10 protein-coding genes and 1 pseudogene are annotated in these 14,010 nt (G+C 40.4%); 4 read left to right on the forward strand and 7 right to left on the reverse strand.

Annotation, left to right across the window (positions count from 1 at the left end; genetic code table 11):
• Positions 1-76 precede the first annotated feature (76 nt).
• Positions 77-1,495 carry an ATP-dependent DNA helicase gene (locus BHV72_RS04135; RefSeq protein WP_005679856.1) on the reverse strand — a complete coding sequence of 473 codons (1,419 nt, stop codon included), beginning with the start codon at positions 1,493-1,495 and terminating at the stop codon, positions 77-79.
• A gap of 95 nt (positions 1,496-1,590) precedes the next feature.
• On the opposite strand from BHV72_RS04135, the gene BHV72_RS04140 reads away from it, so the two are divergent.
• Genes BHV72_RS04140 through BHV72_RS04150 form a run of 3 tightly spaced genes read left to right on the forward strand, consistent with a single transcriptional unit; the run spans position 1,591 to position 3,571 of the window.
• Positions 1,591-2,277 (forward strand): hypothetical protein, encoded by a 687-nt coding sequence (locus BHV72_RS04140; RefSeq protein ID WP_005677143.1) that lies wholly within the window; start codon positions 1,591-1,593, stop codon positions 2,275-2,277.
• On the forward strand, positions 2,277-3,047 hold the full coding sequence (locus BHV72_RS04145) for a DUF3822 family protein (RefSeq protein ID WP_022043003.1): 771 nt from the start codon (positions 2,277-2,279) through the stop codon (positions 3,045-3,047). The genes BHV72_RS04140 and BHV72_RS04145 overlap by 1 nt, the downstream gene beginning before the upstream one ends.
• Positions 3,038-3,571, forward strand: a complete 534-nt coding sequence (locus tag BHV72_RS04150; RefSeq protein WP_005677139.1) for an RsmD family RNA methyltransferase — start codon at positions 3,038-3,040, stop codon at positions 3,569-3,571. The genes BHV72_RS04145 and BHV72_RS04150 overlap by 10 nt, the downstream gene beginning before the upstream one ends.
• Before the next feature lie 21 nt (positions 3,572-3,592).
• Here the strand turns inward: BHV72_RS04150 and cls are convergent, their stop codons facing one another.
• The 3 genes from cls to BHV72_RS04165 all read right to left on the reverse strand — a co-directional run bounded on the left by cls (position 3,593) and on the right by BHV72_RS04165 (position 8,566).
• Positions 3,593-5,032 (reverse strand): cardiolipin synthase, encoded by a 1,440-nt coding sequence (gene cls / locus BHV72_RS04155; RefSeq protein WP_005677138.1) that lies wholly within the window; start codon positions 5,030-5,032, stop codon positions 3,593-3,595.
• A gap of 127 nt (positions 5,033-5,159) precedes the next feature.
• On the reverse strand, positions 5,160-8,078 hold the full coding sequence (locus BHV72_RS04160; RefSeq protein ID WP_286854870.1) for a TonB-dependent receptor: 2,919 nt from the start codon (positions 8,076-8,078) through the stop codon (positions 5,160-5,162).
• Between the two features lie 83 nt (positions 8,079-8,161).
• Positions 8,162-8,566, reverse strand: a complete 405-nt coding sequence (locus BHV72_RS04165; RefSeq protein ID WP_005677136.1) for a hypothetical protein — start codon at positions 8,564-8,566, stop codon at positions 8,162-8,164.
• A gap of 81 nt (positions 8,567-8,647) precedes the next feature.
• On the opposite strand from BHV72_RS04165, the gene aroB reads away from it, so the two are divergent.
• Entirely contained in the window at positions 8,648-9,709 is a 1,062-nt protein-coding gene (aroB, locus tag BHV72_RS04170) for a 3-dehydroquinate synthase (protein WP_005677135.1), read from the forward strand.
• A 116-nt stretch (positions 9,710-9,825) separates the two neighbouring features.
• Here the strand turns inward: aroB and BHV72_RS04175 are convergent, their stop codons facing one another.
• The 3 genes and pseudogenes from BHV72_RS04175 to BHV72_RS04185 form a co-directional block, all read right to left on the reverse strand.
• The gene (locus tag BHV72_RS04175; RefSeq protein ID WP_005677134.1) at positions 9,826-10,692 is read right to left on the reverse strand and encodes a helix-turn-helix domain-containing protein; all 867 of its coding nucleotides are present in this window, start codon (positions 10,690-10,692) and stop codon (positions 9,826-9,828) included.
• 1,029 nt (positions 10,693-11,721) lie between these two features.
• A complete protein-coding gene (locus tag BHV72_RS04180; protein ID WP_232307389.1) occupies positions 11,722-12,816 on the reverse strand; it encodes a hypothetical protein in 1,095 nt (364 codons plus the stop codon).
• A gap of 857 nt (positions 12,817-13,673) precedes the next feature.
• Positions 13,674-14,010, reverse strand: a pseudogene (locus tag BHV72_RS04185) (phage/plasmid replication domain-containing protein); the annotation flags it as partial.

Genomic DNA, 14,010 nt, shown 5'->3' on the forward strand with positions numbered 1-14,010 from the left:
CTTGTCTTCTTAGATAGAATCAGAAAAACAGTAGATTGGGAACTTCTCCTTTAATCTACTGTTTTTTTCAACTAAATCACTCCACTTGTTCTTTCGGATAATTCACCAAATACAACGTCTTCGTCGCACGAGTAAACGCCGTATACAACCAACGAAAGTAATCGGGAGTCAAGTATTCATCCGTCATATATCCCTGATCCAGGAACACATTCTGCCACTGGCCACCTTGTGCCTTATGACAAGTGACCGCATACGCATACTTCACTTGTAACGCATTATAATGTGGGTCAGCTTTCATCTTTTTCATCCGGTCACGTTTATTGGGAATATCGATATAATCTTCCAGCACTGTGTAAAATAACCGGTCATTATCCGCTTTCGGTAATGCAGGCGAATCTGAATGTAGAGTATCCAACAACAAATTAGCATCCAATTCAAAATCATTCTGATCGGGAAATCTGAGAGTGACTTCCGCAAAACGGAAGCCGTACATTTCACGGGTACGACGGACACGGCGAACAATTGCAATCTCTCCGTTGGCTATGAAATCCATTTCTTTATATTTCTCCGTCCAATAATAATTATTCTTGGCTACCATTAACATATCTCCGGAATTCAATTCATCTTCCCGCCAAAGTATCTGCGCACGTATTCCATTATTATATAAGTTCGCGCGTTTATTAGAGCGACAAATCACAATCGTCTCATCCATTCCGTCATGGTCATAACAATCGGTCAGCTTTTCTATCAATTCTACTCCCGGAACGACTTGTATATCCGGAAAGCCGGTCACTTTTATCTTTGGTAACGAATAGCATTCATCTGCTGCTATCAATTGCCGCAATTGAGTCGCATTCCACAAGATGCCGGATTGTTGCACCTGACGAACTACTTGAGTCAAATCGACCTCACGAACTTCAAGTCCATATCCTTTCAATGCATCGGCAAACAACGCGGGACTTAACTCCTCTCCCACCGGCGGAAGCTGTGCCGTATCTCCCATTAACAAAAGACGGCAACCTTGTCCCGAATACACGAACTGCACCAAGTCATCCAACAAACGTCCCGTACCGAATACACTGCCCGACAACCCTTCATTAGAAATCATCGAAGCCTCATCAACAATAAACAAAGTATTTGTAGCAAGATTGTCATTAATCGAAAAATTACTGATTTCATTAGAAAAAGACTGTTGTCTATATATTTTCTTATGGATAGTAAAGGCAGAATGTCCCGCATAGGCCGAAAAAACTTTTGCCGCACGTCCCGTTGGAGCCAGTAAAACAGACTTTTGCTGCAACTGGTTCATCGTTTTCACCAATGCCCCTACTAGAGATGTTTTACCAGTACCGGCATAGCCTCTGAGGATGAAAACTTCATCCGCCAAGGTAGACAGAAGAAACTCTGAAAGAGATTTTACAGCAATTTCCTGCTCTAAAGTTGGTTCATAAGGAAAATTTTCCTTAATTTGCCTTTCTAAATAGTTATTTATCATTTTTGTACGAGAAAAAAGTTCCTGGAACTATCGTATTTAAATTAATTTATTCTATTTTTGCGATGCGAATATAACAACTAAAAACATAATTTATCATGAAAACAGTATTTAATATTGTATTAGTGCTCTGTGCTGCTGCACTGATTTACATCTGCTACAACAGCATCATGGGTCCTATCAATTTTGAAAACGCAAAAAAAGACAGAGAAAAAGCAGTCATTGCCCGTCTAATTGACATCCGTAAAGCACAGCAGGAATACCGTATGCTTCACCACGGAATGTATGCTCCTAAATTGGACACATTGATTGACTTCGTTAAGAATCAGAAGTTGCCGTTCGTTATGAAAATCGGACAATTGACAGACAAGCAGTTGGAAGACGGATTAACTGAAAAGAAAGCAATGTCGATCATCGAAAAAGCTAAGAAGACCGGCAGATATGACGAAGTTAAGAAATGGGGACTTGAAAACTTCAAACGTGACACTATGTGGGTAGCTGTATTGGATACTATCTATCCGAAAGGATTCAATCCGGATTCTATGAAATTTATCCCTCATGGAAATGGCGCTCAATTCGAAATGAATGTTAGAAACGATACCGCTAAATCCGGTGCTCCTGTATACTTGTTCGAAGTAAAAGCTCCATACGATACTTATTTGAGCGGACTCGACAAACAGGAAATTATCAACCTGAAAGACTTAGATTCCAAATTAGGTAAATACAGTGGTTTGATGGTAGGTTCTATCGACACTCCAAACAATGGTGCTGGTAACTGGGAATAATGATTGATTTTACTAAATCAAAACAATATACTTTATCCATCCGTCTTAGTACGGATGGATTTTCTTTTTCTATCTATAACCCGATTCATGACGACTCTTTCTCAGTGATAGAAAAGGAGATTGATACGTCTTTATCTCTTACAGCCAATCTCAAGGCTGTGTTTCACGAATCGGACTTCTTAGGTCATTCTTACAAACGGGTAAACATCATGCTGGCTAGCAAGCGTTTTACGATAGTGCCATTGGATTTGTTTGAAGAAGAGCAGGCCGACCTTTTATTCTATCACAACCATCAGAAGCGGGAAAATGAAACGGTCATTTACAATATTCTGAAAAAAAATAATGTAGTTATTGTCTTCGGTATAGACAGAAGCGCATACTCTTTTCTAACCGAACAATACCCCGAAGCTCGTTTTTATTCTCAATCGACTCCGCTCATTGAATATTTCTCCGTAAAAAGCAGACTGGGCAATAGCAAGAAAATGTATGTTTCCGTACGTGAGGAAGGCATCGACATCTATTGTTTCGAACGGGGACATCTCCTGCTTGCTAATTCTTTCGAGTGCTCCCATACAGAAGATCGTATTTACTATTTGCTGTATGCGTGGAAACAATTAGAATTCAACCAGGAACGGGATGAGCTTCATCTCACCGGCACCCTTCCCGACAAAGAAATTCTGATGAACGAACTTAGAAAATTCATCTTACAGGTATTCATCATGAATCCTGCAACTAATATTGACATGCAAGCCTTATTAACATGCGAGTAATCAGCGGTATTTATAAACGAAGAAGATTTGATGTGCCCCGAACCTTTAAAGCACGTCCTACGACAGATTTTGCCAAAGAGAATCTGTTTAATGTACTCAACAATTATATTGATTTCGAGGAAGGAGTCACTGCACTCGATTTGTTTGCCGGAACAGGCAGTATCAGTATCGAACTGGTATCCAGAGGCTGCGACCGCGTTATCAGTGTTGAGAAGGAGCCGGCTCACTATTCATTCATCTGCAAGATTATGAAGGAAGTGCAGACTGACAAATGTCTGCCGATACGGGGAGATGTATTCAAGTTTATCAATAACAGTCGCGAACAGTTTGACTTTATCTTTGCTGATCCTCCTTACGCCCTAAAAGAACTGGAAACCATACCGGAGTTAATCTTCAAGAATAACCTTCTCAAAGAAGACGGATTATTTGTACTGGAACATGGAAAAGATAATAATTTTGAAGAGAACCCTCACTTCATTGAAAGAAGAGTTTACGGAAGTGTTAACTTCTCTCTCTTCAGATAAGATTTCACCACAGAATAACATTTAAAGTAGCGGAGCCAACAGACGAACAACAGACTCCGCTGCCTTCTGCCTCCATGAACGCCTTACCCAGTTTTTCAAGAATATCTGCGTGCTTTCGCGCTGATCCTGAAGGAATATTTCTTTCATCTCAAGCGCTGTCTCCACATCATACATGAAAGCATTCACCTCAAAATTATGCTCAAAGCTGCGGAAGTCCACGTTAGTGGAACCAACCGTAGAAAGCATATCATCCGAAACCATTAATTTAGAATGCAGGAATCCCTTTTTATAAAAGAAAACCTTAACGCCCGCCTGCATCACATCCCGCAGATAGGAACGCGACCCAAGATGTGTAATCCAGTTATCAGCACGTTCCGGCAACATAAGACGCACATCCACTCCTGATAAAGCTGCAGTTTGCATAGCTGCCAATATTTGTTCCGTCGGCAAGAAATAAGGGGTCTGCATATAGAAGTACTTTTTCGCACCGGTAATTGCCACGGTCAATCCCTGCATAATCTCCTTCCATGGACCGATAGGTTCACTTGTGACTATCTGCACAAGAGAAGTTCCGCAAGAATCTATTTTCGGGAAGTAACGGGAAGCTGTAATCAACGTACGGTCCACAAAATACCAGTCGAGCAGGAAAGCCGTCTGTAGACCATGCACCGCTTTGCCTTCGAGCATAATATGCGTATCACGCCATATTCCCCAAGAAAAGCCACGCATATAGCGTTCGGCAAGATTCATTCCGCCAACAAAGCCCACACGCCCGTCAATCACTACAATTTTTCTATGATTCCTATAATTTACCCGACTGGTAAACAAAGGAAAACGCACTTTCAGGAAGCTTCTCACCTCAATGCCTGCATTACGCATTTCCTCGAAAAAACGATTGGGTACGTGCCAGCACCCCACATCGTCATAGATTACCCTAACTTCAACTCCCTGCGAGGCCTTTTCTATCAATACATCCCTCACCAGACGACCAATGGCGTCATCCTCAAAGATATAATATTCCATGTGGATATGCTGTTTCGCCTTCTGAAGTTCGCGCAATAATGCCTGTAACTTGGTGTAGCCTTCCGTATAGACAGACACCCTGTTCCCTTCGAAAGGAAAAGCCTGATTGGTATGACGAAAAAGCTGGATGAGACGGGAGTATTCATAGGGAATATCGGAACAGTCCTGCGCCAAGTATTCCGCCATAGGTTTCTTCAACAAGCGGTCGTAGCTCTTTTGTCCGATTATACGCTCCCGACGCTGACTCCGGCCGAAGAAAAAGTAAAAGACAAGCCCCACAATAGGCAGGAAAAGCAAGATGAGTATCCAAGCCATAGTCTTGACAGGATTCCGATTGTCAAGAATGATAATGACAATCGTACTGATAATGGCTCCGAAATAGAGTATATCAAAAGCCACAGTTGCTATCTGACTCACTATATAGTTCCAATCAATCATAGAAATCTCCTTCTTTATAGAGCTACGGAACAACAAATATAAAGTAAATTATCGGATAAACAAAAAAGTCCCGGTGACAACTCATCATCGCAGCACCGGGACTTCACTATTCTATATTTGCTATGGCTTAGAAACGCATGGGCCGCATTCCGCCACCGCGAGGACCATGACCACCACCGTCAAAACCTCCGTGACGCATATTTCCGCGAGCTTCTTTATTTCCGAAGATATTCAGGCGATAGATAAAATGAAGCATACAATAGCTATTTACACCATTATATTCAGAAACAGAACGCATATCGGCAGTCAATGAACGGCTGATATTAGTCTGTTGCTTCAATATATCATAAATCTCAAAACTGATTGTTGCCGCATTACCTTTAAGGAAACTCTGAGCAATTTGTGCATTCCAGATAAGTTCATTTCTGTTCATACTGGCATCCCGATAGCCGCGGCGGGCATTGTTCGTGATATTGGTAGACAATGACATATTCCAAGGCATATTGATATTCGTACTGGCACCATAACCAAAAGTGTACGGTTCCTGGTTATTCTCCGGACGCAACTTATTCTTCTCAAAGTTATAATTTATAGAACCGTTCACCGTAAACTCAAACCAGTCATTCCGAAAAGTACCTCTCACATCTTCCCCTAAATTCAATGTAGTACTTGTATTCTTATCGTTTACAGTTGTCTGTTGATTATACAGATAAGCAACCGCATTCGTATATCCGACACGAGAGAAAGTACTGACAGTAAATCGTTTATCCTTCAAAGCCGTATTAAATCCGAACATTCCCGACGCATTCCAGTTACCATTGATATTTTCCGGTTTCACAGTAACTCCACCGGTAGCCTGATTATAAGTAGTACCATTGGTAATGCTATTCTGGGTAGCATTGAAGAAAGCATGTGCCACTATCCCCTGCTGCCTGTCCGCGTTATAAGTATTATAGAACAAACGCATATTATGAGAGAAAGAAGGTTTCAATCCCGGGTTACCCATACGGATATTCAGCGGGTTTGAGTCATCGGTGATATCCAACAAATTCTCCATACTTGGCTGGCTCGCACGTCCGCGATAAGTAAAGCGCAATTGGCTCACCTTCGAGAAACGATAACGGAAATCAATATTCGGGGCAAAGTTGAAGACCGACCGCTTCACAATAGTATCAAGTTCCGATTTCTTATAAGTCAACGTAGTATTCTGCGGTTGCAGAGAGACTCCGACATTAAATCTATATTTTTCTCTGATAAGATTCAACCCTGCATTTATATCATGATTATAATAATTATACTTGGCATATTTACTCAAATCCTGATCCCTGTTATTCTCATATCCCAGAGGAAGTTCGTCACCAAAATGCCAGTCCCAAACCTGACCTTTGTCAGCATCCGGTATCAGATCATAGGTGCTTCTGTCGCTTTCACTATATTTATATTGGAATTTATAACGGAACTGCAAAAAAGTAACTTTCGCTATCGGTTCGTTATAAGTCAATTCTGCCGTGTAATCATAGTTCTTCGTAGGAGATGTGGTATACCGCCTGTTATCATCATCCGGCTTTCCGGCCACTGCGTCAAAATAGCGCGTCAATGCTTCACTAAACGACTCACTGTCGTTATCACCATAACTGAATGTACCACGGAATGTAATGTTACGTCCCAGACTGTTCAACCTCCTGTTCAACTGCAAAGAAGCATTAGCCGAAAGACTCTTACTCTCTGACATAGATTCACTGTTACTCGCATTTACACGGATATCCTTCAAAGGGTCATCCTCACTATCCCATACCACCTTATTCAAAAAAGCATTCGGATTAGACACAAGGTTAAAAGGGTCCTCATTAAACGTTCCCGATTCTGAAATCGAATACCCATCAGATTTTCCATAAGAAAAATTAGGACGGAAAATAATGTTAGTCAACGTATCCGGTTTCCATTCCAGACGAAAATCGGCATTAAAGTTAGTATTCTTATTACGACCTTTACTGTTCGAATTAGAATAGGAGTTGCCATTCTGCAAGAAACGTTCCGAATAATTAGTAGATATAGCGTCTCTGTCACTAAAATTATAACGGGCACTACCGCCTAGTTCCAGTTTATCCGTCTGGGTGGCAAAGTTTGCACCGAGCATCTTAGTGGCGGTCAAACCGTTGCTATTCCGGAACCGGGGTCGGCCTCCTCCGCCCGAAAATCCCTGGTCATTCACGTTATTGGCTGATCCTATCAATGAGAACTGACTGTTTTCAACAAAACGGTTCAGCATTACATTACTTGAATAACGGCTTTCAGTCCCGCCTGCCACATTCGCGTTACCGAACCATCCCTGGTTCATTCCTTTCTTCACCTTCAAGTCAAGAACCGTCTCCTCCTCTCCGTCATCAATTCCGGTAACACGGGCCAAGTCGGACTTTTTATCGTATGTTTTCAACTTGTCAATCATATTGACCGGCAAATTCTTCAAACCGGTTTTCACATCACCGCCAAAGAACTCCTTACCGTCCACCATAATCTTCTTGACTTCTTTACCATTGATTTTGACGTTACCGTCATCATCAATCTCCGCTCCCGGAAGTTTCTTTACCAACTCCTCCAGCATGGCACCTTCAGGAGTACGATAAGCCGTTGAATTATACTCCAGCGTATCTTCCTTCACCGTCACCTCCGGAGCAGTCCCCGTAATCACTGCCTCACTCAACATCACAGCATCAGGTTCCAGAGCAATATTCCCCATTTTTTTCTCAGGAACATTGTTTGACAATTGTACAGGAACAAACTTTGTACGGAAACCGATATAAGAAATCTTCAACAGATATTTCCCGGCTTTCACTTTCGGAAGCGTAAACCAGCCCTTATTACTACTGGCTATACCAGCAGCATAAGCACTATCGGGTAACGACAATAATTGAACGGTGGCTTGTGCTGCCGGCTCCTTAGAATCAGATTCCACAACACGTCCCGAAACAGAAATCACTTTATTCTGTGCGAAAATAGAGAGGGTGCATAACAACATCAGCACCAACCCGACTGATAATCTTTTCATTTACCTAAATTACGATTATATTAGTAGCAATAACAATGTCTTTTTGACAAATTGAATCGTAAAAGGTTTAATTGAAAGGAAAATTATCTTTTGAAGAATCGATCAACACGCGCTTTTTGCAGACCAAACTCCAAACAAAGCACATTAAATACCAAAAAAGTCAGAAAAGAAGAAGTATCCACATTAATGATATCCCTTTGAATGACACGCCACAACATTCCGCCGAATACAAAAAGGAAGGTCAAAAAGACTGCATTCCGAACCGCCGCATTCCGAATCTGCTCCGTTTCACGGCTTTCATTCTTGCTTAATGCAAAGATTATCAACAAGCATCCTGACATCATCAGCAACTTCGTACATTCTTTATAAAATAACAGATTATGATCGGTCACCATTCCTTGTATATACAGCACAGGAAGAATGAACAGAGCTATCAACAAGACCAAATATCCCACAGGACGACAAAATACGGGTAATAATGCTTTCATGATTTGAACGTTTTAACGAGACAAAAGTAAGTAAAAAAAGATATTTTATATACATTTGCAAAGTAAAAAAGCAAAAGAATCATGAGTAAACAAGAAGTTATTCTCTGCGAAAGCTTGGAAACAAGCCTTAGCCGCGCCATAGAACAGTGTCCGCATGACAAATTATTCATCCTCACAGACGAGCATACCCGGCGTCTCTGCCTGCCTGCCTTGAAGGAACTCCCCGCATTGAAAGATGCGATTGAAATCTGCATCGGAGCCGAAGACGTGCATAAGACACTAGAGACACTGGCTTCCGTATGGATGTCACTAAGTACCCAGGGAGCTACACGCCACTCATTGCTCATCAACCTTGGTGGAGGAATGGTAACCGATTTGGGAGGTTTTGCCGCCGCCACTTTCAAACGCGGTATTGCATACATCAATATACCGACAACTTTACTGGCAATGGTAGACGCCTCTGTCGGTGGTAAGACAGGAATCAACTTCAACGGACTGAAGAACGAAATCGGCTCATTTGCCCCAGCAAACAGCGTATTAATCGAAACAGAATTCTTACGGACGCTGGATGCACATAATTTCTTCTCCGGATATGCAGAAATGTTGAAACACGGACTAATCAGCAATACTGCACATTGGGCCGAATTACTGAATTTCAATACCTCGGACATTGATTATACTGCCCTCAAGCAACTGGTCGGCCGGTCGGTGCAAGTGAAAGAAGACATCGTAGAGCAGGACCCGTTTGAACATGGAATCCGCAAGGCCTTGAACTTGGGACATACGGTAGGACACGCATTCGAAAGTATGGCACTGGCAGAAAACCGTCCCGTACTCCACGGATATGCAGTAGCTTGGGGAATTGTCTGCGAACTGTATCTATCCCATCTCAAAGTAGGTTTCCCAAAAGAGAAGATGCGTCAGACGATCCAATTTATCAAGGACAACTATGGCGTATTCACATTCGACTGCAAGAAGTACGAGCAACTATACGCGTTTATGACACATGACAAGAAGAACACTTCCGGCACCATCAACTTCACACTGCTGAAAGATATCGGAGACATCCGTATCAATCAGATCGCCGACAAAGATACAATTTTCGAAATGCTGGACTTCTACCGTGAATGCATGGGAATCTGACCCAGTCCGGACAAAAATAAAAATATAAGGGGAATGGCTTCAACACCACTCCCCTTTCTTGATTCCCTTATTCTCCCATATATATTGATAATTGCATCGCAATCATCCCCACTTTCTCAATCCAAATGACTCATTCGATACTGGGACAATGACATCCCCGTATGTTTTCTAAAAAAACGTCCAAGCGACGATTGATTAGCAAAGTTCGTCCTAATCGCAATTTCCTGAATATTCAGACTCGTGTTTTTCAACAGAGCCTTTATCTCCAGTATAATATATTCAACAATCCAGTCTTTAGCAGACTTTCCGCTCGTTTCCTTGATTACCATGGTCAGGTATTTGGAAGTAATACATAATTTGTCCGCATAAAAAGCCACATCCTTATTCTCTTTGAAGTGCTTCATGATAAGGCTGAAGAATTTATTTGCCAATTCCTCTTTACGGGTATCCTTACGGGTATTCACCAACATCGATTCTTTCTCGTAAGCATTGAACAGTTCGAGATACAGATACCTCAGTAAATGAATAATCAATTCCCTCCTGTACGCGTCAGTAGACATCACCTTATCTTTTATCATTCCCAAATAGTTATATATCCGCAGAACATCACGTTCATTCTGAGGATAATAATAATGGCTCCGCATATAGAAAAAGAAATGCGGAGAAAAGCGCGGTACACCACTTAGGGCATCGCCGAACATAGAGGAAGATATTACCATTGTGACAGTTAAAAAGTCCTCACTAGGTTCACTGAATGAAACAAATTGTCCGGGCAACAATATGATTAACTCATCAGGTTGTATCCAATGCACGTCTTCGTGCACACTGATTTTAGCCGTTCCTCTCAAACTATATACAATCAAAGCTGATTGAATATTAGAAGGATAAGAAGTTAAAGGAAGATACTTCAGATTCTCATAATACTTGAAATCGTCACCTAAGACATATATCTCTAACGTTTCTTTGTTTTTGTTGTTTTGCATTTATCACCTCTCTCTTAAAGACTTTCCACAAATGTATAATATCCAAATTTACCATTCGTTAAAAAAGGAAATAAAGTATTATACAGAGGAAATTACATACTAATTATTTGCATTATTTTATAAACAAAACGCCCCTCCCTTAGTTCTTTACCCCAGTCTGTATTTAGATTTATTATAAACAGAAAAGTTTTTTATGGCATTCAAAAACAAAGAAATAGCTAATGCCGCACGTATGAGAACAAGTATATAGCAACTCATCTATTAACAACAAATTTCTTTCTGATTGACAGTAAACTTGCCATTAATTGATACTAAACTGATTGTGCACCGGCAACAAACTATAAACGAAGCCTTCGTTTTTATAAATGCAAGTTCCGTTTTTACAAACGCAAGTTTCATTTATAAAAACGGAACTTTCATTTATAGATTGCAATTAATGAAAAACAACTTTGTTTCTTGATAATTGGAAGTTTACTATGAATGGAGAGGAACTTTTCTCCTAATGTCCAACAATTGGTTTACGGCAAGTCTGAAGAAGCTGCGCAATACTTTGTCATCCCTATCTTCACCGAGCCTCATTCTTTTAGCTCTATAACAGTTAGAAACCTTATTCAAGTGAATTGATAAAACAAAAATCAAGCAAATTATTTGCTATTTAAAAATTAATCAGTACTTTTGCAACCGCAATTCGGGATGTAGCTCAGCCCGGTAGAGTACGCGTCTGGGGGAATTGAATAAGATTACCGATAATAAATTTACAACAACATATAAATCAAGGAGTTAAGACAATACTTAACTCCTTATTTTTTACCTGCGAATATCCTACGAATAAGGTTTCCGGGAAACTTGGTTTATTTAATCCGATTATTGCCTTTTGCTATGTGGATTTTGCATTATTGCATAGCAAATTTTACAAGTATTCGTTAATGCCTCTATTAGAGACAAACCCATTATAACAAACAGGGTAGGACAGCTATCGCCCTACCCATGTCTTAGACGCTCCGTTAGAAGCCTCATTGTTACTAATTGCTACTTGTATATAGAATAAGCCTCAACAGGTTCGTGTACTTTAAGAATACCCGTCCCCATTCTTTTATAGCTTAAATAGACAAGTCTGTTATCCAGTGTTTCCCAGTACAAAGAATATTGCCCTTTTTTAGTTATACTTGTTTCAATCGCCTTTTTCATGTCCTCAATAGGAATAAATTGATTAGGTGCAGCATAACTTACCTTGGCATTTTCAAAATAGGAAAATCCATGCTTATCATATACAACTTTACCACGATGCTCCTTTATATTTAGCTCCGGATGAAATGTCATACTAAAGAACACTTTACTATTAACAGCTTTCGCAGTTTTCCCACTTGTGCTTGACGGTTCGTATTCTATTTTACCATGTAATTGCTCATTTTGCAGCTCTGCATTCAACACAACTTCATCTTTTTGAATGACTGTAACCTGTTTATTAGTGTCAATAACAGCAATATAAGTATGGAAAGAATAGGGCTGTAAATTAAATGATTTAACCTCACCAGCATTGTTAAAGAACTCCTTAACAACTTGTTGTTTTAGACTATCTTGTAGGTATTGAACTCCATACGGATAAAGTTCTTCGAGTTTATTTCGGGCTGCATTTTCTACTTCCTGTTTAGCAACTTTTTCCTCTATCCTTTTACGTCTTTCAGGGGTATCTTTTATTGGATAGACAGATAAACTCCCCGAGCCACTTATATGTAGTTCAATTAGCTTATCCTTTTCAAACGTTTCACTTTGCATCTGCCCATAGTTATCAAGGAAACGACTTAGTTTTGTAGAAGTCATTACAATGGCTTCCGCCATGTTTCCAATCTCAAAGCCTGTATAAACATATCTTCCATTATCCATGCCTTTATAACTGAGGCTTAACGAATATTTTACATAGCCATATCTAAACTCCATTCCATAGGAGTTTTTCTTTTCTGAATAACTAATTGCAAGTGTGTTACCACCGTATATAGGTTGACCTGTATAAGGATTAGGACACAGATAATCGGGATATTCAAAAACCTTAATAGAAGTGGATTTTTGAGCATAAGCAGAAAGAACCATTATTACACTCATCAGAAATAGCAAAGTTCTTTTCATAATATCGTAGATTTGCTCCCCACAGCCCCGACAGGAAAGGTTTATATAAAAAGATAGCGTGAGGCTGTTAGAATTATCTGTTTTAGAGGCTCTGGTAAACCCGTGGTACAAGATAAAACGACACCCCACGCCAAGCCATATATATCACTGATATATACAAGATTAGCATGAGCGTTTGCATCGTCTATCCCCGTACCACATGAAATTTTACCAGAATTTCTAAAACGGGATAAAGCTAAACGCTTCCTTTAATTAATATGTCACCAACAGGTCGTTAACCTGTTAGCGGGACAAATATAACTAAAATCCAACGTTCTACAAACGTTTTTAGGGATGTCGTGGAACAAATTTACTCATTTATTGATAGTTCACATTTTGAAATGTCGTATCTCTTATGGATGCCTCGAAACAGCCTCATCATCATACCCACGACCTCAAACAGACCTTACCATTCGATTACATTCCACTCGTTTTTAGGTGCTGCATGACATTTTTGTCCCCCACATTGCAAGCCCTCTATGACGTAATACCCTGTCATTACATAAGTTTATCATCATACAATGAAGATTTGAGAGTGTTACATCCTCTTTACTTACAACCTGTATTCATTCTATCGACCGAGCATACCGAGCATAACCACCTTATCACATAGAATTAAGCAACCTCGTATTAGAGCGTTTAAGCCATCATTACCCCCCACCGAATACTTTTATTGTATTTGATAAGTTTTTGGCTGTGCACGACCAATAGACCCCTCTGTTAAAAGATAAGGCTTGATAATCACCCGAAGAGTAAACTTAGGAAGTGAAGTTTACACCCTATGATGATTACCAAGCCTTATTTGAATAGAAAGAGGACTAACAGGCGGTATTGAATATTCGTCGTTCCTCTGCGACGCTCATACCGTCTGCCGACTGCTCCAACAGCCCAGCAAGATATTGTTCTATTTTGCCTGTTAGTTCCAAGGTCAGGTTAGGGAGAGCCAAATGCTTTTTGCCCCACTCCAACGCTTCTTGGATTTTCTTTTGTATTTGCCCATGCAGGACACGGTCTTGGGGTTGCGGATTCGCCCGAAGTTTAAAAAGGATATGCTTTACATAATAAGACAGGTTTTGGTCGGCATTTGCTATACAAATACACCACTTGGCAAAGTCCTTGGCGCTCTCAAAAATACGGTAATCCACATCCCAACAG

This window comes from Bacteroides sp. 43_46 (assembly GCF_001915455.1).
In the GTDB taxonomy this organism is placed as follows: domain Bacteria; phylum Bacteroidota; class Bacteroidia; order Bacteroidales; family Bacteroidaceae; genus Bacteroides; species Bacteroides caccae.